This window comes from Cryobacterium sp. MP_3.1, from assembly GCF_035984795.1.
GTDB classification, from domain to species: domain Bacteria; phylum Actinomycetota; class Actinomycetes; order Actinomycetales; family Microbacteriaceae; genus Cryobacterium; species Cryobacterium zongtaii.
In genome coordinates, this window is the sequence record NZ_JAXCHV010000030.1 from 12,240 (window position 1) to 35,435 (window position 23,196).

19 protein-coding genes are annotated in these 23,196 nt (G+C 67.6%); 4 read left to right on the top strand and 15 right to left on the bottom strand.

What is annotated here, in order from left to right:
• Positions 1–39: 39 nt before the first annotated feature.
• The 11 genes from RCH12_RS15310 to RCH12_RS15360 all read right to left on the bottom strand — a co-directional run bounded on the left by RCH12_RS15310 (position 40) and on the right by RCH12_RS15360 (position 12,734).
• Positions 40–1,131 carry a UDP-N-acetylglucosamine--N-acetylmuramyl-(pentapeptide) pyrophosphoryl-undecaprenol N-acetylglucosamine transferase gene (locus RCH12_RS15310; protein WP_327017435.1) on the bottom strand — a complete coding sequence of 364 codons (1,092 nt, stop codon included), beginning with the start codon at positions 1,129–1,131 and terminating at the stop codon, positions 40–42.
• On the bottom strand, positions 1,128–2,429 hold the full coding sequence (gene ftsW, locus RCH12_RS15315; RefSeq protein WP_327017436.1) for a putative lipid II flippase FtsW: 1,302 nt from the start codon (positions 2,427–2,429) through the stop codon (positions 1,128–1,130). The genes RCH12_RS15310 and ftsW overlap by 4 nt, the downstream gene beginning before the upstream one ends.
• The gene (gene murD / locus RCH12_RS15320; RefSeq protein WP_103431715.1) at positions 2,398–3,945 is read right to left on the bottom strand and encodes a UDP-N-acetylmuramoyl-L-alanine--D-glutamate ligase; all 1,548 of its coding nucleotides are present in this window, start codon (positions 3,943–3,945) and stop codon (positions 2,398–2,400) included. Before murD ends, ftsW begins: the two co-directional genes overlap by 32 nt.
• Positions 3,942–5,039 (bottom strand): phospho-N-acetylmuramoyl-pentapeptide-transferase, encoded by a 1,098-nt coding sequence (gene mraY, locus RCH12_RS15325; RefSeq protein ID WP_327017437.1) that lies wholly within the window; start codon positions 5,037–5,039, stop codon positions 3,942–3,944. Before mraY ends, murD begins: the two co-directional genes overlap by 4 nt.
• The gene (locus RCH12_RS15330) at positions 5,033–6,475 is read right to left on the bottom strand and encodes a UDP-N-acetylmuramoyl-tripeptide--D-alanyl-D-alanine ligase (RefSeq protein ID WP_327017443.1); all 1,443 of its coding nucleotides are present in this window, start codon (positions 6,473–6,475) and stop codon (positions 5,033–5,035) included. The genes mraY and RCH12_RS15330 overlap by 7 nt, the downstream gene beginning before the upstream one ends.
• Positions 6,475–8,049, bottom strand: coding sequence for a Mur ligase family protein (locus RCH12_RS15335; RefSeq protein WP_103432117.1), 1,575 nt, complete (start codon positions 8,047–8,049; stop codon positions 6,475–6,477). The genes RCH12_RS15330 and RCH12_RS15335 overlap by 1 nt, the downstream gene beginning before the upstream one ends.
• 13 nt (positions 8,050–8,062) lie before the next feature.
• Positions 8,063–9,841 (bottom strand): peptidoglycan D,D-transpeptidase FtsI family protein, encoded by a 1,779-nt coding sequence (locus RCH12_RS15340; RefSeq protein WP_243399205.1) that lies wholly within the window; start codon positions 9,839–9,841, stop codon positions 8,063–8,065.
• Between the two features lie 31 nt (positions 9,842–9,872).
• Positions 9,873–10,463: a hypothetical protein gene (locus RCH12_RS15345; RefSeq protein ID WP_103431711.1), complete on the bottom strand. Its 591-nt coding sequence runs from the start codon at positions 10,461–10,463 to the stop codon at positions 9,873–9,875.
• Positions 10,460–11,452, bottom strand: a complete 993-nt coding sequence (gene rsmH, locus RCH12_RS15350) for a 16S rRNA (cytosine(1402)-N(4))-methyltransferase RsmH (RefSeq protein ID WP_327017444.1) — start codon at positions 11,450–11,452, stop codon at positions 10,460–10,462. The genes RCH12_RS15345 and rsmH overlap by 4 nt, the downstream gene beginning before the upstream one ends.
• Before the next feature lie 139 nt (positions 11,453–11,591).
• Positions 11,592–12,023: a division/cell wall cluster transcriptional repressor MraZ gene (gene mraZ / locus RCH12_RS15355; RefSeq protein WP_088456053.1), complete on the bottom strand. Its 432-nt coding sequence runs from the start codon at positions 12,021–12,023 to the stop codon at positions 11,592–11,594.
• Between the two features lie 330 nt (positions 12,024–12,353).
• On the bottom strand, positions 12,354–12,734 hold the full coding sequence (locus tag RCH12_RS15360) for a DUF3040 domain-containing protein (RefSeq protein ID WP_088456052.1): 381 nt from the start codon (positions 12,732–12,734) through the stop codon (positions 12,354–12,356).
• Positions 12,735–12,807: 73 nt separating this feature from the next.
• Here RCH12_RS15360 and RCH12_RS15365 point away from each other — a divergent pair, with 73 nt between their 5' ends.
• Positions 12,808–13,929, top strand: coding sequence for a polyprenyl synthetase family protein (locus RCH12_RS15365; protein WP_327017438.1), 1,122 nt, complete (start codon positions 12,808–12,810; stop codon positions 13,927–13,929).
• Positions 13,930–13,974: 45 nt separating this feature from the next.
• On the opposite strand, the gene RCH12_RS15370 is transcribed toward RCH12_RS15365, so the two are convergent.
• Complete coding sequence (locus RCH12_RS15370; protein ID WP_103431709.1) at positions 13,975–14,334, bottom strand: Rv2175c family DNA-binding protein; 360 nt, start codon at positions 14,332–14,334, stop codon at positions 13,975–13,977.
• A gap of 179 nt (positions 14,335–14,513) precedes the next feature.
• Here RCH12_RS15370 and RCH12_RS15375 point away from each other — a divergent pair, with 179 nt between their 5' ends.
• Both RCH12_RS15375 and pknB read left to right on the top strand, forming a co-directional pair.
• A complete protein-coding gene (locus RCH12_RS15375) occupies positions 14,514–15,845 on the top strand; it encodes a muramidase family protein (protein WP_243399204.1) in 1,332 nt (443 codons plus the stop codon).
• 92 nt (positions 15,846–15,937) lie between these two features.
• Entirely contained in the window at positions 15,938–17,887 is a 1,950-nt protein-coding gene (gene pknB / locus RCH12_RS15380; protein WP_327017439.1) for a Stk1 family PASTA domain-containing Ser/Thr kinase, read from the top strand.
• A 115-nt stretch (positions 17,888–18,002) separates the two neighbouring features.
• Here the strand turns inward: pknB and RCH12_RS15385 are convergent, their stop codons facing one another.
• The 3 genes from RCH12_RS15385 to RCH12_RS15395 all read right to left on the bottom strand — a co-directional run bounded on the left by RCH12_RS15385 (position 18,003) and on the right by RCH12_RS15395 (position 21,147).
• Positions 18,003–19,346 (bottom strand): class II 3-deoxy-7-phosphoheptulonate synthase, encoded by a 1,344-nt coding sequence (locus RCH12_RS15385; RefSeq protein WP_088456047.1) that lies wholly within the window; start codon positions 19,344–19,346, stop codon positions 18,003–18,005.
• A 94-nt stretch (positions 19,347–19,440) separates the two neighbouring features.
• The gene (locus RCH12_RS15390; protein WP_103431705.1) at positions 19,441–20,130 is read right to left on the bottom strand and encodes a lysophospholipid acyltransferase family protein; all 690 of its coding nucleotides are present in this window, start codon (positions 20,128–20,130) and stop codon (positions 19,441–19,443) included.
• A 69-nt stretch (positions 20,131–20,199) separates the two neighbouring features.
• Complete coding sequence (locus RCH12_RS15395; RefSeq protein WP_327017440.1) at positions 20,200–21,147, bottom strand: ROK family glucokinase; 948 nt, start codon at positions 21,145–21,147, stop codon at positions 20,200–20,202.
• Between the two features lie 201 nt (positions 21,148–21,348).
• Between RCH12_RS15395 and RCH12_RS15400 the strand changes: the two genes are divergently transcribed.
• Positions 21,349–23,193, top strand: a complete 1,845-nt coding sequence (locus RCH12_RS15400) for an AMP-dependent synthetase/ligase (RefSeq protein ID WP_103431703.1) — start codon at positions 21,349–21,351, stop codon at positions 23,191–23,193.
• The last annotated feature ends 3 nt before the right edge of the window (positions 23,194–23,196 follow it).

Genomic DNA, 23,196 nt, shown 5'->3' on the forward strand with positions numbered 1-23,196 from the left:
GGCGGTGCGCGGGGTGGTGCAGGTTCTGCGGGTTCAACGTTACGCGGAGTGCGGTGCGGTCGCACCCGCCGCCTCGTCGATGAGGTCGATCGTGCGCCCGGTGCCGTCGAGCACGCCCGCGGAGAGGGCGGCGACGCTCATGCCGTGGATGCGCTCGGGCTCGGCGAGGACCGGAAGCAAGTCAGACCGGACCCAGCCCGGCAGGAAGGCGGCGTCATCGACGAGGATTCCGCCGCCCGCGGCCACGACGTCGGCGGCGTTGAACCGCTGCTCGCCGTTGCCGACCGGGTATGGCACGAAAACGGCGGGGATCCCGAGGGCGCTCAATTCGCAGACCGTGGCAGCTCCGGCGCGGGAGACGGCGAAGTCGGCGACGGAGAGCGCCAGGTCCATCCGGTCGCAGTACGCGATCATCCGGTAGCCGGGCAGGTTCGGATCGTCGACCTCGGCGGAGTTGCCGGTGATGTGGAGCACCTGCCAGCCGGCGCCGGTGAGGACGGCCGCGGAATCCACGACGGTGCGGTTGATGCGGCGGGCGCCGAGCGAGCCGCCGGTGACCAGCAGGATCGGCCGGTCGGCGTCGAGGCCGAAGAAGGCCAACCCGGCCGCGCGGGAGCCGGCCCGATCGAGAGTCTCGATTTCCCGGCGCAGCGGCATGCCGACGACCCTGGCGTGGCGCAGCCGGGTACCGGCGAAGGCGACCCCGACCGAACGGGTCAGTAGGGCGCCGACCCGGTTGGCCAGCCCGGGCTTGGCGTTGGCTTCGTGGATGGCGATGGGTACGCCGGCCCGGCGGGCGGCCAGGTAGGCCGGCGTGGCGACATAACCGCCGAAGCCCACGACGACGTCGACGCGGCGGTCGCGCAGGATGGTGACCACGTCGTTGATGGCGCGATTGAATCTCGGCGGGAAGCCGAGCGCCGCGCGGTTGGGCCGCCGGGGGAAGGGCAGCCGCGGGACGATCAGCAGTTCGTAGCCGCGTTCGGGGACCAACCGGGCCTCGAGGCCCTCGGCCGTGCCGAGGACGAGGACCGTCGCGTCGGGCTCGCGCAGGCGCAGCGCGTCGGCGACCGCGAGCAGCGGGTTGACATGGCCGGCGGTACCGCCCCCGGCCAGCAGGTATGTGGTCATCGGGTGGTTCCTCGTTTCGGTGCGGCACCGACGGGCGCCGGGCGTGCGGGCGCGGCCGCAGGGTCGCGGGTCTTGGCGTCCTCGCTCAGGTTGTGGTCGCTTCTGGCGAAGGACAGCACCACCCCGATCGCCGCGAGGGTGGTCAGCAGCGCCGTGCCACCGGCGGAGATCAGCGGCAGGGGCACACCGAGGACCGGGAGGACGCCCAGCACCACACCGATGTTCACCAGGGCCTGGCCGATGATCCAGACCATGACGGCCGCGGTGGTGACCTTGATCTGCATGTTGGCCGTGCCACGCATGATGCGGATGAAAGCGAACGCCAGCAGGACGAACATCAGCAGGACGACGATGCACCCGATCAAGCCGAGTTCTTCACCGATGATGGCGAAGATGTAGTCGTTGTCGGCGGCGGGCAGCCAGGACCATTTGGCCTTGGAGTTGCCCAGCCCCACGCCGAACACTCCCCCGTTGGCCAGCGCCCAGGTGCCGTGCAGAGGCTGCCAGCACGCGGCGGAGATGGTGCCCTTCACCTCGTCGCAGCCCTCCGCGGCGAAGCTGAGGATGCGGGTCATCCGGTTCTCGCTGCTGATGGCGAGCAGGATGCCGGCGACAGCGCCGACGATCAGGGGCAGGGCGAGCATCCGCAGTCGCAGCCCAGCGAAGAACAGCGCGCCGAACAGGATGCCGGCCATGATGATCACGGTACCGAGGTCACCGCCGATCATCACGAGCATGACCGCGCCGCCGCCGACGCCGAACACGGGGATGTACACGTGTCGCCAGTCGTCGAGCTTGTCTTTCTTCTGCGCGAGGATCACGCCGAGCCAGATCACCAGGGCCACCTTGATGGCTTCGGAGGGCTGGAACTGGACACCCGCGATGGAGAGCCAGTTGGTGTTTCCCGCGACGGTGACGCCGAGCGGGGTGAAGATCACCAGACATTGGAAGAAACTGGCGATGCCGAGGGCCGGCCAGGCGATGCGTTTCCAGAACGTCACGGGCAGCCGGCTGATCACGAGCATCAGCGGGATTCCGAGCACCGCGAAGATGCCCTGCCGAAACAGCCCACCGAAGAATCCGGCGTCTTCCAGGTAGGAGTCCACCGACGAGGAGGACAGCACCATGACCAGGCCGAAGACGACCAGGAAGAGCGTAGTGCCCAGCAGGAGCAGGTAGTTGGTGGATTCGGCCCGGAACACCCGGCCGAGGTTGATCCGCGTCAGGCTACTGCCGCGGTCCTGAGAACTATGGTTCTCGGCGGCCTCAGGCACCCGGGTACGAGGACGAGTCTTCATGCGACCCACCTCCCAAATAATCGTGTACGGCCTGGGCGAACTTCGACCCGCGTTCCGCGTAGCTGGCGAATTGGTCCATGGATGCCGCCGCCGGGGCCAGCAGGACCACGTCTCCGGCAGTGGCGAGGGATGCGGCCAGAACGACCGCGGACGGCATGACCTCACCAGTGTCATCCGAGTCGATCTCGAAGACGCGCAGGGCGGGGGCGTGTCGTCTAAATGCCGCGAGGACTTCCTCGCGCTCGACGCCGATCACCACGGCGCCGCGCAGCCGGCCGGCGTGCTTGGCCACCAGGTCACCGATGTCGACGCCCTTCAGCAGGCCGCCGACCAACCAGACGACGGAGTCGAATGCCGCCAGCGAGGCATCCGCCGCGTGGGGATTGGTTGCCTTGGAGTCGTCGACCCAGCTGATGCCGTCGCGGATCGCCACGACCTCGATGCGGTGGGCATCGAGACTGAACGTGGCCAGGGCCGCCCGGATCGCTTCCGGCGACACGTCGAAGGACCTGGCAAGGGCTGCGGCGGCCAGGATGTTGGCCACCACGTGCGGAGCGGCCAGCCCGGCGGCGGCGAGGTCGGTGATGGTGGTGAGCTCGATGGCGCTGTCGAAACGGTCCTCGAGGAACGCCCGGTCGCAGAGGATCCCGTCGACGATTCCCAGGTCGCTGGGTCCAGGCACGCCCAGGCCGAACCCGATGGCCCTGGCGCCGTCGCTGACGTCGGCGTCTTCGACCATCCGCATCGTGGCGAGGTCGGCCTTGTTGTACACGCAGGCGACGGAGGTGTTCGAGTAGACCTTGGCCTTCGCATCCCGGTACGCGCTCGCGGAGCCGTGCCAGTCGATGTGGTCGTCGGCGATGTTGAGGCAGACGCTGGAGACCGGAACCAGGGCGCCGGGGCCGGTCAACGGCAGGTGGTGCAGCTGATAGCTGGACAGCTCGACGACGAGCACGTCCCAGCCCTGGGGGTCGCGGATGGCGTCGAGCACGGGCACGCCGATGTTGCCGCAGGGGGCGACCCTGTGGCCGCCGGCAGCGAGCATCGTCGCGGTCATCTGCACCGTCGTGGTCTTGCCGTTGGTGCCGGTGACGAGGATCCACGGTGCAGCGGGGCCGACCTTGTCGCGCAGGCGCCAGGCCAGTTCGATGTCGCCCCAGACCGGGATGCCCTGTTCGGCGGCCCACAGCAGCAGCGGGTGGTCAGGGTGGAATCCCGGCGACACGATGACCAGCTCGGGATTGTGCTCGACCAGGGCCGGGGGCGCGGCGTCAAGGTCGGCGGTGACCAGGGGGACGCCGAGGACCTCGAGCAGGCGCGCACGCTCGTCGGGGGCGCGGCCGGCGACGACGAGGACCTCAGCGCCGAGCTCTGCCAGGGTGTCCGCGGCGGCGAATCCGGTCATCCCGAGTCCGAGGACGGCTACCCGCAGGCCGGACCAGTCCGAGTGCCAACTGGTCAGGGCGTTGAGGCGATCGGGTTCGGTGGCCGGGTCGTCGACGGAGTGGGCACTCATACGCGGGCCAGCCACTCGAGGTAGAACGTTCCGACACCGGCGGCAACGAGCAGTCCGCCGATGATCCAGAATCGCACCACGACGGTGACCTCTGCCCAGCCCTTGAGTTCGAAGTGGTGATGGATCGGGCTCATCAGGAAGATCCGTTTGCCTCGGGTGACCTTGAAGTACGCACGCTGCACGATGACCGAGCCGGCCTCGATCACGAAGAGGCCGCCGATGAGCACCAGCAGCAGTTCGGTGCGGCTGAGGATCGCCAGCGCGGCCAGCGCCCCGCCGAGTCCGAGCGAGCCGGTGTCGCCGAGGAAGATCTTCGCCGGGCTGGTGTTCCACCAGAGGAAGCCGATGAGCCCGCCGACGATCGCGGCGGCCACGATGGCCAGGTCGAAGGAGTCGGGGCCGGCGTAACACTTGTACATGTCGGCGATGTCGGATCCGCCGGTGTTGCAGGACTGGTTGGACTGCCAGAAGCCGATAATGATGTAGGACCCGATCGAGAAGACCAGGGAGCCGGTGGCGAGGCCGTCGAGACCGTCCGTGACGTTGACGCCGTTGGAGGTGGCGGCGACGATCAGGCAGATCCAGATGATGAACGCGGCGATGCCGATGAAGGTACCGAGCTTCATGAAGTCCAGAGGCAGGTCCCTGATGAAAGAGATGTGCGTGGAGGCAGGCGTCTGGCCGTTCTTGTCGGGGAATTGCAACGCCATCCAGCCGAACGCGCCGGCGACGACGACCTGGCCGGCGATCTTCTGCCAGCCGCCCAGACCGAGACTGCGCTGGTTGCGGGTTTTGAGGTAGTCGTCGAGAAAGCCGACCAGTCCGAGACCGACCATCATGAACAGCACGAGCAGCGGGGATGCCGTCAGCGGCCGATGTTCTATCCACATGGCGAGGAAGTAGCTGACCAGGACGCCGACGATGATGATGATGCCGCCCATGGTGGCCGTGCCGCGCTTGGCGTGGTGGCTCTTGGGTCCGTCATCGCGGATGAACTGGCCCCAGCCGAGCTTGTGGAAGAGCCGGATGAACAGCGGGGTCAGGAGCAGCGTGAAGACGAGGGACATCGCTCCAGCTAGCAGGAGGGCTACCACGAGTACAACTTTCCCAGTCGGTCGCCGAGGAATCGGAGTCCGGCCGAATTTGATGATTTGACGAGCACGGTGTCGCCAGGCTTGATGGTGTCGCGGAGCAGCTCGAAGGCCTCGTCCGCGGTGTCGACGTAGGCCGATTCCCCGTCCCAGGAGCCCTCGTTGATGGTGCTGATGTGCATGCGCCGGGCGGCGCGGCCGACCACGATGAGTTGGGAAATGTTCAGCCGCACCGCGAGGAGCCCGATGCGGTCGTGTTCCTCGCCGGAGAGCTCGCCCAGTTCGCTCATCTCGCCGAGTACGGCGATGCTCCGCCCGGTGGGCTTCCGGATCTGGGCGAGGGTCTTGAGGGCCGCGGTCATCGAATCGGGGCTGGCGTTGTAGGCGTCGTTGATGACGGTGATGTCGTCCCGTCCGCCCATGACCTCCATGCGCCAGCGTTCGGCGACGGTGACGGATTCGAGCGCGGTGACGATGTCGTCGATGGGAACCCCGAGGACGTCGGCCGCCGCGGCGGCGGCCAGGGCGTTCATTACGTGGTGTTCGCCGAGGACCCTGAAAGACACCGGTCGGCTCTCGCCGCCGGGCAGGTGCAGGGTGAAGCTCGTTCCGGTTCGGCTGCCGTGGATGGCGGAAGCACGTACGGTGGCGCCGTCGCTCTCACCGAACCACACCACGCGGGCTGCGGTGACGGCGGCCATGCCGGCCACCCTGTCGTCGTCCCTGTTCAGAATGGTGATGTCGTCGGGGCCGAGGTCGGTGACCATCTCTGATTTGGTGCGCACCGTGGCTTCGATGCCGCCGAAACCGCCGGCGTGGGCCAGGCCGACCTTGAGCACGATGCCGATGTCCGGCCGGGCCATCCGGACCAGGCGCCGGATTTCACCCTCGGCACTGGCGCCCATCTCTGCGACGAGGAACTGGGTCTCGCCGGTGACTTCGAGCATGGTCAGCGGTGCGCCGACCTCGTTGTTGAAGGAGGCGCGCGCGGCGACGGTGGGGCCGACGCGTTCCAGGATGGCGCGCAGGAGGTTCTTGGTGGTGGTCTTGCCGTTGGATCCGGTGATGCCGATGACCTTGAGTCGGCCGGCGGCGCGGACCCGGGCGATCACCGTGGTGGCGAGGTCGCCCAGGGCGACGACGGCGTCGGGAACGAGCACCTGGGCGACGGGCAGGTCGAGCACCCGCTCGACGATGATCACGGCGGCGCCGCTTGCGACGGCGGCCGGCGCGAAGAGATGACCGTCGGTCTCCTCCCCCGGCTTGGCGACGAAGATGTCGCCGGCGGTGACCTCGCGGGAGTCGGTGTGCACGGCCCCGCCGACGAGTGATTCGCCGGTCAGGGCGTCAGAGGCAGACGGGTCGACGAGGTGCCCGGTGTGAAGGTGAAGAGTGCCGTTCATGGCTGCGGCGATTTCCGCCAGGGTCAGGGCGATCATTACAGCCACCCGGCTTCCTGCAGTGCGAGTCGGGCGTCATCCCTGGCTGAATACGGGAGCTTCACTCCGGCTACCTCCTGGTAGTTCTCGTGGCCGGGCCCTGCGTAGAGCACGACATCGCCCTCCGCGGCCAACGATAGCGCGCGGCGGAAGGCTGTGGCGGGGTCGGGGACCTCGTAGAGTTCCCCCTCCGGCACGGCTTCCCGTGCCGCGGCGAGCAGGGTCGCCCTGATGGTGGCCGGGTCTTCGAATCGCGGATGGAAGTCGGTGATGACGACGGCATCCGCACCGCGGGCGGCAATGGCGCCCATAGCGGCGCGCTTGGTCTTGTCCCGGTCGCCGTCGGCGCCGAAGACCATGATGATGCGCCCGGCAGTGGAGTCGCGGATCGCGCCGAGGGTGTTGAGGAAGGCATCCGGGCTGTGGCCGTAGTCGATGTAGACCAGCGGGCCCCGGTCGCCGGAGATCAGTTCGGCACGCCCAGGGATGTAGGCGTTGATGCCGCCGTCGCGGGTGAGGGCATGCTCGATGGCGGCAAGGTCGAAGCCGCTCTCCACCAGCATCACGATGGCCAGGGCAGCGTTGGCGGCCATGTACCAGCCGAGCAGGGGCACCCGGGTCTGCAACCGACGGCCGTCGGGGCCGTCGAGGGTGAATTCGGTGAAGCGGGCACCGGTCCGCACGACGTTCATGCGCCAGTCGGCGTCGGCCGGGCTGCGGTCGGCGTCTGCCGACCCGACCACGGGGTTGTTGCCGAGGGTGGTCACCGGGATCCGGCTCTCCGACGCGATGCGGCGGCCCCACTCGGAGTCCACCGTGACCACTCCGCGGCGGGACCGGTCGGGCTGGAAGAGCTCCAACTTCGACTCGAAGTACTCCTCCATCGACGCGTAGTCGTCGAGGTGATCGTGGGAGAGGTTGGTGAACCCGGCGACATCGAAGACCAGGCCGTCGACCCGGTGGCGGCTGATCGCCTGGGCAGAGACCTCGATGCCGACGGCCCGGACCTCGGCTTCGCGCATCCGGGCCAGCAGGGCGTGCAGTTCGCTGGCCTCCGGAGTGGTCAGGGAACTGGTCACGGCGATGTCGCCGATCCGGCGCTCCGCTGTGGAGGTGAGCCCGGCGACGACACCGAGCTGACTGAGAATGGCGAACAACAGATAGACAACGCTGGTCTTTCCGTTGGTGCCGGTGACGGCGAACAGGTCCGCAGGGTTATCGACCGTGCGATGGATCCAGGCCGCCACGGTGCCCAGCGCGGCGCGCACATCCGCCGTGACGAGGATCGGGAGGCCGCAATCGGCGGCCAGCAGCGCGCCGGCCTCGTCGGTCAGTACGGCAACGGCCCCGGCTTCTCGGGCCGCCATGATGTGGGATGCCCCGTGGATCATCCGTCCGGGCACGCCGACGAACAGGTCGCCGGGCTGCACCGTGCGCGAGCTGAGGCTCACGCCGGTCAGTTCTACGCCCGCGGTGTCGCCGCGGACGTCAAGCTCAAATTCATCGACCAGTCCGGACAACGATCGCGGGACCGGATGCTGAGGACGGAGAGCCGAGGGTGCCAAATCGGTCACGAGGCTCACTTTCTTACCAGGTACCGGGGAGATCAGGCGCGGCGGCGCCCGAGGGAACTGCCCGGTACTTTTTCAGCACCTGACTCATGACCTCTTGAAAGACCGGAGCGGGGGCTGCTGACGAATTCATGTTAACAGGGTCGGCCAGACTCACCGAAACGACGTACTGCGGATCGTCGGCCGGAGCGAAGCCTGAGACCGATACCAGGTAGCCCTTGGAGTACCCGCCGTTGCCGTCCGGCATCTGTGCGGTACCGGTCTTGGCGGCGGCCCGGTAGCCCGGGATTTCCCAGGTGTCGGCCAGCCAGGCCTTCTGGTACACCATCTCGAGGATGTCCGCTGTGTCGCGTGCCGCCTCGGCCGACACGACCTGGGTGCCCTCCGCCGCGGGGACGTCGGTGAGGGTGCCGTCTGCGGCGCGGCAGCCGGAGACCAGCTGCACGGGCATCCGGACCCCGCCGTTGGCAATGGTCTGGTAGATGCTCGAGACCTGCAGTGCCGTCGTGGTCAGGCCCTGGCCGAACATTGTGGCGTATTGGGTCTGGTTGTCCCACTCGTCGGCCGGGTGCAGAATGCCGGGGTCTTCGCCGGGGAAACCGCTCTCGGTTTCGGTGCCGACCCCGAACTTGGTCATGTAGTCGTAGCGCTGCTGATTGGTCAAACGCTCACCGAACTGCGACGTGCCGGTGTTGGACGACTCGATCAGTACCCCGGTGAGGGTGAGGTTGAGGTCGGGGTGTGACGAGCTGTCATTGATGTTGGCGCCGTTTTCCGGCAGGTAACGGTAGGGGGCGACGACCTGTGATTCAGGGGTCGCCACGCCGGCGTCGATCACGGATGCCGCGGTGAGGGCCTTGAAGGTGGAGCCGGGCTCGTAGGAGGCCGTGAATGCGCGTGAGCCGCGATCCTCCGGGTTGGTCGTCGCGCTGACATCGTTGGGGTCGACACTCGGGTAGTCGGCCACGGCGACGAGCTTGCCGGTCTTGACCTCCTGCACGATGACGTTGCCCCACGCTGCTCCGGTCTTCTGGGCCTGCTCGGCGAGCACCTTCTGCACAAAGAATTGCAGGTCGGAGTCGATGGTGGTGATGACGTCGCTGCCGTCGGAGGCGGGCTCGGTGGTCACGGTGCTTTCCGGCAGCCGCACGCCGTCCGCGCCGCGCTCGTAGGTCTCCGAGCCGTTGTTGCTGGCGAGGCAGGAATCCTGGCCGACTTCCAGGCCTGCCTGAGCCTCACCCGCCGAGGAGACGAAGCCGACGAGGTTGCCGGCGACGGCGCCGTTGGGGTAGACCCGGCCCGGGTTCTGCTGGAAGGTGAGCCACGGGATATCGAGGGCGGACAGAGCCCGGAACGCATCGACGCCGACTTGCCTGGCGACGAGCGCGTAGTCAGATTTAGGGTTGTCGGCGAGGGCCTCGGTGATGAGGGCCTGGACCTTCTCGGTGGGCAGTCCGACGATGGCGCCGATGTCCGCCACGGACTGGGCCAGCGGCACCGTGGTTTCGACCCCGTCGACGGTGCGGGTGAACGGCGAGGCGTTCTTGGGCGAGAGTGCCACGTCGTACCGCATCACGGTCCCGGCCAGCACCACGCCGTTGGCGTCGAGGATCTCGCCGCGCGAGCCGTAGACGGTTCTCTCGACCGACCGATTGCCGAGGGAGTCGGCGCTGAGGGTGTCAGCGCGCACCACCTGGATATCGACGAGGCGAACGACGAACACGCCGATGATGGCGACGAGTACAACGATGGTCGCCGCGATCCTGCGCTTGCTGGACATGTTTGTTCTCGCCACGTGGTGGTCCTCCCGTATCGGACTGCCGTGTCTATCGAGTGGTCGGCGACGGCAGGCCGTCGGCTACCGTAACCGCCGCAGGGGCGGTTCCGGCGGCAGGCGCGCCGGAGGCGACGCTGGTTCCCTGGCCGCCGGCGGGCAGCTGGGTGACGAGGGGAACCCCGGTGAGCAGGGAGTTGGGAACGAGGCTGGCGGCGCCGGCCGCTCCGCCGCTGGCGGAAGTCGGCGCCCCGAGAACGGCGCCGTCGGACAGCCGCAGGTAGGCCGGGGTGGAGTTGCTGACCATGCCGAGTGCTTCGGCGTTGGCGGCCAGGCTCTGCGGCGAGGAGACGCGGATGAGGTCTTCACTCACGCTGTCGGCGGTGCGGCCGAGTTCGACCTGGCTGGCCCGCAGGGCCGAGATCTCATACGCACCCTGGGAAATCCCCACGCTCAGCAACAGTTGAGCCACGATGACGGCACCGACGCAGGCCACCGCTGACAGCGCGTAGACGACGCGGGGACGCGTGTGGGTGCTGGGGCTTACGATCTCGATGTGGCGGCGTTCGTCGGCGCCGCTGCGTTCGGTGAAGTCGGGGCGCAGCGGTTCTGTTGTCAGCACCCGGGCCAGGTTGTCGCTCATTCGGCTCTCCTCAGTCGTTCGGCGGCACGCAGGCGAACCGATGTTGCACGGGGGTTGATGGCTTTTTCTTCTTCGGAGGCCAGTTCGGCGCCCCGGATCAGCAGGGTGAACAGCGGTTTGTGCTCCGGGAGCTCCACGGGGAGGCCGGCAGGGGCGCTCGACTGCGATGCGGCAGCGAACATCCGCTTGACGATGCGGTCTTCGAGCGACTGGTAGGCCATCGAGACGATGCGGCCGCCGACGGCCACCGCTTCCATCGCGGCGGGGATGGCGCGTTCGAGGACGGCCAGTTCCTGGTTGACCTCGATGCGGAGCGCCTGGAAGACCCGCTTGGCGGGGTGCCCCATGCGCTGCACGGCAACCGGAGTGACCTTGGTGATCACCTCGACAAGCTGGGCGGAGCGCACGAACGGGGTCGTCGCCCTGGCCTCCACGATCGCCTTGGCGTATCGGCCGGCAAGTTTCTCTTCGCCGTACTCCTGGAAGATGCGGCGGAGGTCGCCCTCGCTGTAGTCGGCGAGGATCCGCTCGGCGGTAAGCGGCGACGTGCTGTCCATGCGCATGTCCAGCGGAGCATCCTTGGAGTAGGAGAAGCCACGTTCGACCTGGTCGAGCTGCATGCTGGAGACGCCGAGGTCGAAGAGGATGCCCTGCACCTCGCTGATACCGAGGCCGGCCAGCGCGTCGAGGATTCCGTCATAGACGGTGTGCACGAGGTGGATGCGGTCACGGAACGGCTTGAGGCGTTCCTCGGCGATGGCCAGGGCGTCGAGGTCGCGGTCCAGGCCCACCAGGGTGAGACCGGGGAACCGGGTCAGCATGGCCTCGGCGTGACCGCCCATGCCGAGGGTGGCGTCGACGAGGACCGCGCCGGGCGCGGCCAGGACCGGGCCGAGCAACTCGATGCTGCGCTCGAGCAGCACCGGGGTGTGGATCTCGTTGAGCTGCGGCCGTTCGGCCGAGGCATCGGGGGTCTTGTCGCTGTTCATCTCGTTGTTCGTGTCGTTGTTGTCGTTGTTGTTGTTCATAGCTACCGGGGCCGGATCCTGGGGCCTGATCCCCATCCGTTCCGCCTGGCACCGGGGAAGTGTGTCAGGAGGGCAACGGCTGGGAGTCGGGAACCAGGAGCTAGAAGAGTCCCGGGATCACCTCCTCCGTGATGTTGGCGAACGAGGCTTCCTGCTCGATGAGGTAGAGGTCCCAGACCTCGGTGTCCCAGATCTCCACGCGGTTGCCCACGCCGATCACCGTGAGGTCGCGGCCCAGGCCCGCGTAGGCCCTGAGATTGGCCGGGATGGTCACCCGGTTCTGCTTGTCGGGGGTTTCGGCGCTGGCACCCGACAGGAAGACACGAAAGAAGTCGCGCCCTTCCTTGCTCGTGATGGGCGCCTGGCGGATCTTTTCGTGCACTTCATCAAAATCACGCGAGGTGAAGACGTACAGGCACCGTTCCTGGCCGCGCGTCATAACGATGCCGGTCGAGAGTTCCTCGCGGAACTTGGCCGGCAGGATGACGCGTCCTTTTTCGTCGAGCTTGGGGGCATAGGTCCCGAGGAACATTCATCACCCCTCTCTTCCGGCCAAGGTCAGGTGTTACTCCACTTTACTCCACTATCAACCACCGCGTCTGGAAAACGCGCAATATTGCTGCGAACTTGCCCGATTATTCCCTGAAAACACTGGGAATCACTGGGTGGAGGAAAATCCCACGTTTTGGGGCGGTTGAGGGACATTTCGGGCGCAAAAAAGGACCGACCTGGTGGCCGGTCCTGTTCGGTGAGACGAAGTGGGTGAAAAGGGAGTGTTCGGGGTGGCGGGCGGCGGGAGCCGGGGAATGCAGAACGCCCGCCGTCTGGGTGAGGGCGGGCGTTGCTGGTTACTGCTGAGTGATTACTGCTGGCCGTCCTGTCGACGGTCCCAGCGGTCATTGAGCTTGTCCATGAAGCCCTGCTGGCTGCGAGCTTGAGCCGGACGGCGGGGCTGGCTGGACGACGGCCTCGTCGCCCGAGCTGTGCGGCCAGGCGTGATGGCCAGGAGCACTCCTCCGAACATGATGATGAATCCGACGATACCCAGCCACAGCTGTTGCACCGCGACACCGGCGACAAGAGTCGCTATCCCGACGACGCCGGCGAGTACTCCGAGCACAATAGAACGGTAGTTGGGGCGGAGGCGGGTGCCTCCAACGCTCGCCACGAATTCGGCATCGTTGTGATAGAGACTGCGCTCCATCTCTTCGAGGAGTCGCTGCTCTTGTTCTGAAAGCGGCATCTCATTCCTCCAATTGGGGATCGAGCGGATTAGACCCTAATTCTAGTCCCGCCGAGATGGCTAGGCTAGGCAGGTGACCGAAAGCACTCGACTGGTCGATCTGGTTCATTCTCGTATCGACGAATTCATCAATACGCGTGAGTCAATTGTGACGACCATCAGCGGCGACCTGGCTGTGCTGGTCGACTTCTCACGGCAGTTTCTCAGCGGCGGAAAGCGCTTCCGGGCCCAGTTCGCCTACCTCGGTTGGCAGAGCGTCACGGCCTCCCCCGGGCACCCCGCGTCGGGCGCTCCCGCCGGCGTGCAGGGCGAGACCGCAGGCATTGTGTCGGTCGCCTCGGCGTTGGAGGTTTTCCACGCCGCGGCGCTCGTGCACGATGACATCATCGACAATTCCGACACCCGCCGCGGTGCGCCATCCGCTCACCGCCGCTTCGAGAGCCTGCACGGCGCCGAAGGGTGGGCGGGCAGCCCCGGCGACTTCGGCCGGGCCTCGGCGATCCTGCTCGGCGACCTCCTGCTGGGCTGGAGCGACGAGCTACTCGACGAGGGCCTCGACGACGCCCCCGACCGGGTCAGCGCCCGTCGCGCGCGGCGGGAGTTCAACCTGATGCGCACCGAGGTCACGGCCGGCCAGTATCTGGACATCCTCGAGGAACGCGCCTGGCTCACCCAGCCGGAGGCGGAGCTCCTCGACCGCGCCGTGCGCGTGATCATCTTCAAGTCGGCCAAGTACAGCGTTCAGGCTCCCCTCGTGATCGGCGCCGCCCTCGCTGGAGCCACCGACGACCAGCTGGACACCCTGCGTGCTTTCGGCCTGCCGCTCGGCATCGCCTACCAGCTGAGGGACGACCTGCTCGGAGTCTTCGGGGACGCAGCAGTGACCGGCAAGCCCAGCGGGGACGACCTGCGGGAGGGCAAGCGCACAGTCCTGATCGCGCTTGCGAGGGAGCGCCTGGACACGTCCTCGCTGCACACCGTCGACCGGCTGCTCGGCCGGCCCGACCTGACGCCGGATCAGATCTTGTCGTTGCAACAGATCATCGTGGACAGCGGAGCCGTCGACAGGGTGGAGACCCTCATCCAGCAGAACGTCGGCCAGGCGCTGGAGGCGTTGACCGGTTCGGACGTGGCGGCCGGGGTCGCGGCAGAGCTGACCGACTTCGCCGGGACGGTGACGCGGCGCGTGTTCTAGCGCCGCGCCGCCGGTCTCAGCGGGAGCGGGTCAGGCCGGGGCTGGTTACGCCAAGGCCTGAGCGACGCGACGGACCTCGGCCTTGCGGCCGGCAAGCAGGGCGTCGATCGGGGGGACTCCGAGGCTGTCGTCCACCTCGAGCAGCCACTCCATGGCCTGGTCGTCGGTGAAACCGTCGTCGGCGAGCACGATCAGGGTGCCGCGAAGCTCACCGACCGGCGCGCCATCGCGGATGAAGGAGGCGGGCACGCTGACCTTGCCGTCGCGGCGGACGGCCAGCAGGTGCTTGTCCTCGATGAGCTGCCGAACCCGGCTGTGGCTGATGCCGAGGACCTCGACGAGGTCGGGAATGTCGAGCCAGTCTGGGCCGGAGGCGGATGTTTGAACAGAAGACGATTCGGTCACCCCTCAAGCTTCCCATGATTCGTCATCGCCGACAAACCCCTGTTTCGTCGCCAATTCCAGACACTTCCTGCGGCGTACCCGCGTGGTTAATTGACTCGGCATTCCATCTGTGTCAGCGTTGAGGACACGTCAGCTCTCACGGAGATAGTTGTCGACGAGTAGTCAACGAGCGGAGCGTCATGTCGGTTAGAGCCAGCAAGATCGAAACGGGGACGGTCCGACCGGACTCCCCCGTCGAGACCAGCTCAGCACGGCACCGCCCGGCTCCGACCGGAATGCGGCGGTCCATCGGCGCCTTCGCCAGCATTCCCCTTGTTGTGGTGAGCACCCTCGCCATCGTGCTCAACCTGGCATCACCGGCCCAGGCCGCCACCGCGCTCAAGAAGCCGTTGAAGAGCCGCACCACGGTTCCGCAGGTCGCCGTGAAGCCGGCGCAGGCCGTTCAGCCGGCCACGGCGACGCCCGCGCCCAGCCAGTACACCGTCGTCGACGGGGACACCATCAGCGCCATCGCCGGCAAGTTCGGCCTATCGACGGCCTCGGTCCTGGCCCTGAACGGGCTGGGCTGGTCCGCCGTGATCTTCCCCGGCCAGGTTCTCACCCTGTCCACGGCGCCGATCGCCGTCGCCGCCACCCCTGCCCCTGTCGCGACCGAACTCACCAGGTACACCATCAAGTCCGGTGACACGCTCAGCGGCGTCGCGGCCGCCCACGGGGTGCCCACCGACGCCCTGTTCAGCGTGAACGGTCTCGGCCGTAACAGCATCATCTTCCCCGGCCAGGTCATCGTGCTGCCCGCCTCCGGTTCGGCCGTTGCCGCCGTCACGACGGTCGCCTCGACAACCGTCACTGCCTCGACGCCCGGCAGCCACACTGTGGTGGCCGGCGACACCGTGGACAAGGTCGCCACCGGCGCCGGCGTTTCGGTGCAGGCGATCCTCGAAGCCAACGGCCTGGGCTACTCGAGCATCATCTACCCCGGCCAGGTGCTGACCCTCCCCGGCGCCGCATCCGCGAGCCCCGCACCGACAAGCACCGCACCGGTCCTCAACGCTGTTCCCGCCGTGGTCATCACACCCGCTCCGGCCCGCGGCACCGTGACGCCCCTCACCGCGGACATGGCCGCGAACGCCCGCCTGATCATCTCTGTCGGACGGGACGCCGGCGCGAGCGATGCCGCCCTCGTCGTGGCCCTGGCCGCCGCCGCGCAGGAATCCGGCATGCGCAACATCGACTACGGCGACCGCGATTCGCTCGGCCTCTTCCAGCAGCGCCCCAGTTCCGGTTGGGGCACCGAGGAGCAGGTCATGGACCCGGAGCGGGCCACCCGGGCCTTCTTCGGCGGATCGGTGAACCCGAACCCCGGCATCACCCGTGGGCTCCTGGACATCCCGGGCTGGGAGGCCATGACGGTCACCCAGGCGGCACAGGCCGTTCAGCTGTCCGGACACCCCGACCTCTACGCCAACTGGGAAGCATCCGCGCGCAGTTGGCTCGCCGACCTCGGCTGAAACCGACGATCCGAAGGATCAGTGACCGAATCGTGTCACGCCGCGCTGCCGGCGGTCCAGAGGAACGCCCGACTTTTCCGTAGACTCATCGGGTGACCGAAAGCCCCACAGACCCCATGATCGGCCGTCTCATCGACGGCCGCTATCAGGTGCGCTCCCGGATCGCCCGCGGCGGTATGGCCACCGTGTACCTCGCCACCGACCTGCGCCTCGAGCGCCGGGTGGCCATCAAGATCATGCACGGCCACCTGGCCGACGACAACGCCTTCCGCAGTCGCTTCATCCAGGAGGCCCGCTCCGCGGCCCGACTCGCCCACCCCAACGTGGTGAACGTGTTCGACCAGGGCCAGGATGCCGACATCGCCTACCTGGTGATGGAGCACCTGCCCGGCATCACGCTGCGTGACCTGCTCAAGGACTACGGCAAGCTCACGCCCGAGCAGACCATGGACATCCTCGAGGCGGTGCTCTCGGGTCTCGCGGCCGCACACAAGGCCGGCATCGTGCACAGGGACGTCAAGCCTGAGAACGTGCTGCTCGCTGACGACGGTCGCATCAAGATCGGCGACTTCGGGCTCGCCCGCGCCGTGAACAACAACACCGCCACCGGTCAGGCCCTGCTCGGCACCGTGGCCTACCTCTCCCCCGAACTCGTCACCCGCGGCATCGCCGACGCCCGCAGCGACATCTACGCGCTGGGCATCATGACCTACGAGATGCTCACTGGCGAGCAGCCGTACGTCGGTGAGGCTCCCATGCAGGTGGCCTACCAGCACGCCAACGACACCGTGCCGATGCCCAGCCTGGTCGCGCCCGGCACTCCCACCGAGCTCGACGAACTTGTGCTCTGGGCGACGGCCCGCGACCCTGAAGAGCGTCCCCGTGACGCCAGGGTGATGCTCGACCAGCTGCTCGACGTGGAAAAACTCGTGCGACCCCCAGGCGACACGGCCATGCAGGCCACCATGGTGCTCCCCCGGGGCATCGCGGCCGCATCGGCCGACGCCGAAACCCAAATCCTCGGCCGCAGCCCTCTGGCCGTCGCGCCCGCCGCCGCAGTCGCGCAAGAAGACGACGACGACGAACCCGACAACACCGCCCAGCTCGCGGGCAGCGCCACGAAGCGCCGCCGCCGGGGTTACTGGTTGTTCGCCCTGATCGTGTTCCTGGCCGCTCTGGCCGGCGGTGTCGGCTGGTACTTCGGTGCCGGTCCAGGTTCGGAGGTCCAGGTTCCTTCCCTGGTTTCGGTGAGCCCCCAGGAGGCTACGGCGACACTCGAAGAGCTCGGCCTCGTCGCCGAGCAGGGCACCGAATACAGCACCGAGATCCCGGCCGGGCTGATCGTCAGCACCGACCCCGGCGACGGGGCCCGAGTTGCCCAGGGCAGCACGGTGACCCTCAACGTCTCGCAGGGACCCGCGCCGATCACGCTACCGCCGCTGGCCGGTCTCAGCGCGGATGCCGCCGCCTCGGCCATCGCCGAAGCGAAGGCCGTTCCCGGTCAGGTCGACGAGGTGTTCAACGGCGACGTCGAGGAGGGCCTGGTGCTCTCGGCCAGCCGGGAGAGCGACGGCGGCGACGTCTCGGCGGGCGGCGACTACTTCGAGGGGCTCAAGGTCAACCTCGTGGTGTCGCTCGGACCCATCCCCGACGTCGGTGGTGAATCGCTCGATGACGCCGTCAGCATCCTCGAAGACAAGGGCCTCGTCGCCACGGCAGGCGAAGAAACCTACAGCGACACCATTGCGGAGGGCGACGTCATCTCGGTCGCCGCTGCCGAGGAGGGTCCGATTCGGGCAGGCTCGACTCTCATCCTCACGGTGTCCCGGGGCCCGGAGCCCGTGGAGATCCCCAATGTGGTGGGGATGGCCTGGAGCGAGGGCAAGCAGGTGCTCACCGACCTCGGCTTCAAGCTGAACTACAACCTGGCCGCGGATACCATTGCGGCGATCATCAGCATCAAGTCGACGGATCCGGCGGCAGGTACCCTCGCGGCCAAGGGCAGCTCCATCACCCTGACCCCCACCAACCCCTTCGGCTAGATCCACCGTCTCCTGCTCGCGTCAGACGCGAGATGCCCCGCTGCGGACGAGTTGCCCCGGGATACGGGAGCAGCTCGTCCGGAACGGGGCAACTCGGTGGTGCTGGTGGTGCGGGTTAGCGGGCCGCGAGCTCCTCGGCGACCAGGAACGCCAGTTCGAGCGACTGCATGTGGTTGAGCCGCGGGTCGCAGAGCGACTCGTAGCGGGTCGCCAGGGCGGCCTCGTCGATGTGCTCGGAGCCACCGAGGCACTCGGTGACATCGTCACCGGTGAGCTCCACGTGGATGCCGCCCGGGTGCGTCCCCACGGCGCGGTGCGCCTCGAAGAAGCCCTTGACCTCGTCGACGACGTCGTCGAAACGACGGGTCTTGTAGCCGGTGGGCGTGGTGACGCCGTTGCCGTGCATCGGGTCGGTGACCCAGAGCGGCATGGCGTCGCTGGCCTTGATCGCCTCGAGCAGCGGCGGCAGGGCGTCGCGGATCTTGCCGGCGCCCATCCGGGTGATGAAGGTCAACCGGCCGGGCTCGCGGTTCGGGTCGAGCTTGTCGATCAGGCGCAGCATGTCGTCGATCGAGGTGCTCGGGCCGAGCTTGACGCCGATCGGGTTGCGCACGCGGGACAGGAAGTCCACGTGGGCGCCGTCGATCTCCCGGGTGCGTTCGCCGATCCAGACGAAGTGCGCCGAGGTGTTGTACGGCGTTCCGGTGCGGGAGTCGATGCGCGTCATGGGGCGCTCGTAGTCCATCAGCAGGCCCTCGTGGCTGGTGTAGAACTCGGTGCGACGCATGGCCTCGAAGTCGGCCCCGCAGGCGATCATGAATTTGATGGCGCGGTCGATGTCCTTGGCCAGGCCCTCGTAACGCTGGTTGGCCGGGTTCTTGGCGAATCCCTGGTTCCAGCTGTGCACCTGGCGGAGGTCCGCGAAGCCGCCCTGGGTGAAGGCGCGAATGAGATTGAGGGTGGACGCCGACGTGTGGTACGCCTTCACCAGCCGGTCGGGGTCGGCCTCGCGGGACTCCGGGGTGAAGTCGTAGCCGTTCACGATGTCGCCGCGGTAGGCCGGCAGGGTGACGCCGCCGCGGGTTTCGAAGTCGCTGGAGCGGGGCTTGGCGAACTGTCCGGCCATGCGGCCCATCTTCACCACGGGCATGGACGCACCGTAGGTGAGCACGACGGCCATCTGCAGCACTGTCTTCACCCGGTTGCGGATCTGCTCCGCGGTGGCTCCGCCGAAGGTCTCGGCGCAGTCGCCGCCCTGCAGCAGGAAGGCCTCGCCGCGGGCAGCCTCGGCCAGACGGTCGCGCAGGATGTCGACCTCGCCGGCGAAGACCAGCGGCGGCTGCGTGGCCAGCTCGGCGGAGGCGGCCGCGACGGCGTCGGCATCCGGCCAGGCCGGCTGCTGCTTGATGGGAAGGGTGCGCCAATAGTCCAGTCCGGCGATCACAGATTTGTCTGCCATTACAACCGGTTCGGTGGGGTCTACCACGGGACTGAGCCTGTTTTCTCTAATGCGGCCCGCACGAGCGCGGGTCTGGGATGAACGATATTCGAGCCTAGCGTGAAAGGCTGGCGCGCTTCTCTTTGACACTGGTGGCGTACACGTCGACGTACTCCTGGGTGCTGAGGCGGCGCAGTTCGTACATCAGCTCGTCCGTCACGGAGCGCAACACGAATCTGTCGCCCTCCATTCCCTCGAACCGGCTGAAGTCCAGCGGCTCCCCGATGACGATGCCGATCCGGCGCACCTTGGGGATGCGGGTGCCGGTGGGCATGGCCTTCTCGGTGTCGATCATGGCCACAGGGACGACGGGGACGCCGGCCTCCAACACCATGCGGGCCACACCAGTGCGACCCCGGTACATCCGGGCGTCCGGGCTGCGGGTGCCCTCGGGATAGATACCGAGCGCTCCCCCGCCGTTCAGGACCGCGAGGCCGGTGTTCAGGGAGTCCTCCGACGCCTTGCCCCCGGAGCGGTCGATGGGCAGCTGGCCGGTGGCTTTGAAGAACTGCTTGGTCGCCCAGCCCTTGAGGCCGGTGCCGGTGAAGTACTCGCTCTTGGCGAGGAACACCACCCGGCGCGGCACCACCAGAGGCAGGAAGACCGAGTCGATGAAGGACAGGTGATTGCTCGCCAGAACGACACCGCCCTCCTTGGGGATGTTGTCCAGCCCAATCACCCAGGGCCGAAACAGGCCGAGCAGCAGCGGGCCGGCCACAACATTCTTCATGAACCAGTAGAACATCGGTGTCCTTAGATAAGCGGATGCCGGCCGGCGCAGTCGCGCAACACGCGGTGGAGAAACACAGCCAGCCTACTCACCGGTGACGTGTCGGCGGGCGAGGTCGGCGGCGCCGACGACGCCGGCGTCGTTGACGAGCTCCGCGATCGCGAACTCGGCCTCGGGGTGGTAGCCGCGGGCGGGGAGGTTGGCCAGGTAGGCGGTGCGGATCGGCTCCAGGAGCTGCTCGCCGGCCGCGGCGACACCGCCGCCGAAGACGAACACCTGCGGGTCGAGCACCGCGGCGAGGCTCGCGCAGGCCTGGCCGAGCGAGGTGCCCAGCTGGCGCAGCGCCGCGAGGGCGCCGGGGTCGCCGTCCTGGATCAGCCGGCCGATGTCCTTGCCGGTGAGTTTGCCGTGCTTGCCGCGGGCGGCGGCCAGGCCCAGGCCGATGCCGCCGGCATCCGCGAACTCGTTGGCGATGCGAGCCAACGCCCGACCGGAGCCGTATTGTTCGATGCATCCGTGGGCGCCGCAGCCGCAGGGCAGGCCGTCGGGAACGACGCGCATGTGGCCCAACTCGGCGCCCACGCCGAAGCCGCCGCGGAACAGGCGGTCGTTGGCGACGATGGCGCCGCCGACGCCGGTGCCGATGGTGAGGGTGACCATGTCGCTGTACAGGCGGCCGGCGCCGAAGCAGAATTCGGCCCATCCGGCGGCGTTGGCGTCGTTCTCGACGATGATCGGCAGCGACAGGCGCGATTCGAGCTTCTCGCGCATCGGTTCGTTGCGCCAGTTGATGTTCGGGGCGTAGTACACGGTCGACTGGGCGGCATCGATGAACCCGGCGGCGGCTACGCCGGCGGCGATGACGTCTTCGCCGGCGGAGAGATCCTTGATCATCTCCACGACAGCGTTTTCGATCTCGCTCGGGTTCGCGGCGTCGGTCGGTCGACGATCCGACTTGATGATGGTTCCGAATTCGTCGACGAGGGCACCGGCGATCTTGGTTCCGCCGATGTCAATCCCAATGGCGTGCACGTGCGCACCTTTCGTTGGTGGAGCAACAGGAAGTTCTTCAGGTCGGCTCAAAACGGAACGGGGCACGCAGCGACCTGATCGACCACGCAAGGCACCCCCTAGAGTGTAGTAAATGACCACGCCGCCGGGAGAATCGCAGGTTCGTGTCGATTCAGCGGCTAGAGTGGTCGCACTTACCCGTCCGGTGCCAAAGGAGTTACCGTGAAACAGTTCGCTGAGCCCGCCGTCGTCCCCGCAGACCCGAACGCGAACGTCACCGACCTGTTGGTCGACCGTCTCGCCCTGACCCCGCAGCTGGTTCTGTTCTCCCGGCCCGAGAACGGCGGTTGGCTTCCGGTTACGACCACCGCCTTCCACGCCCAGGTCGTCGCCCTGGCCAAGGGGTTCGTCGCCGCCGGCATTCAGCCCGGCGACAAGATCGGCCTGACCTGTAAAACCCGTTACGAGTGGACCCTGATCGACTTCGCCGTCTGGTTCGCCGGCGCCGTGCTCGTGCCGGTCTACGAGACGAGTTCGCCCAGCCAGGTGCAGTGGATCCTCAGCGATTCCGGTGCGACAGCCTTGATCGTGGAAACCGCGGACCACTTCGCCCGTTTCGACGAGGTGCACCCCGACCTGCCCGAGGTTGAGACGGTCTGGCAGATCGATCTGGGTGACCTGGACAAGCTCGCCGCCAGGGGCGTCGATGTTCCGGATGCCGAAATCGAGCGACGCCGTCGCCTGGCCGTCGGTTCCGACATCGCCACCCTGATCTACACGTCAGGCTCCACCGGCCGGCCCAAGGGCTGCGTGCTCAGCCACGCCAACTTCGTCGAGACCAGCCGCAACGCCGGGATCGCCCTCAAGCCCGTTCTCACCGACGAGAACGGCGCATCCACCCTGTTGTTCATCACCACGGCGCACGTCTTCGCCCGCTTCATCGCGGTGCTCTGCGTGCACGGTGGCGTCCGGGTGGGTCACCAGCCGGACACCCGCCAGTTGCTCCCGTCGCTGGGCAGCTTCAAGCCGACCTTCCTCCTCGCCGTCCCCCGGGTCTTCGAGAAGGTCTACAACTCCGCCGAGCAGAAGGCCGAGGCCGGCGGCAAGGGGAAGATCTTCGAGGCCGCCTCCGAGGTCGCCGTGGCGCACTCCAAGCTGGTCGAGGCCGGCGAGCGGATCCCGCTGGGCATGAAGATCAAGTTCGCACTGTTCGACAGGCTGGTTTACAGCAAGCTGCGCACCGCGATGGGCGGCAACGTCAAATTCGCCGTCTCCGGTTCCGCCCCGCTCGGTGCTCACCTGGGCCACTTCTTCCACAGCTTGGGCATCGTCATCCTGGAGGGCTACGGCCTGACCGAGACCACGGCCCCCGCCACGGTGAACCTGGCCACCAAGTCCAAGATCGGCAGTGTCGGCCCGGCGCTGCCCGGCGTCTCGGTGCGGGTGATGGACGACGGTGAGATCGAGGTGAAGGGTGTCAACGTCTTCACCGAGTACTGGAAGAACCCGGAGGCCACCGCCGCCGTCTTCGACGACGGCTGGCTGAAGACCGGGGATATCGGTGCCCTCGACGACGACGGGTTCCTCTCCATCACCGGGCGCAAGAAAGAGATCATCGTGACCGCCGGCGGCAAGAACGTCGCTCCGGCAGCCCTCGAAGACCCGATCCGGTCGAACCCGCTGGTCGGCCAGGTCGTCGTGGTCGGCGACCAGAAACCGTTCATCGCGGCGCTGGTCACCCTCGACCCCGAGATGTTGCCGGTCTGGTTGAACAACAACCACGAAGACGCCGGGATGTCCCTCATGGACGCGTCGGTGCACCCCAAGGTCCTTGCCGAGGTCCAACGGGCCATCGACCACGCCAACGAGACGGTGTCCAGGGCGGAGTCCATCCGCAAGTTCGTGGTGCTGCCCATCGAACTCACCGAGGCGGCCGGATACCTCACGCCGAAGATGAGCATCAAGCGGGACGTGATCCTCCGGGACTTCGCCGCCGAGATCCAGAACCTCTACGGTGCGAACCCGATGACGGCAGCCGTGCCGGTGCGCGAGACCGCACAAGACTAGGCG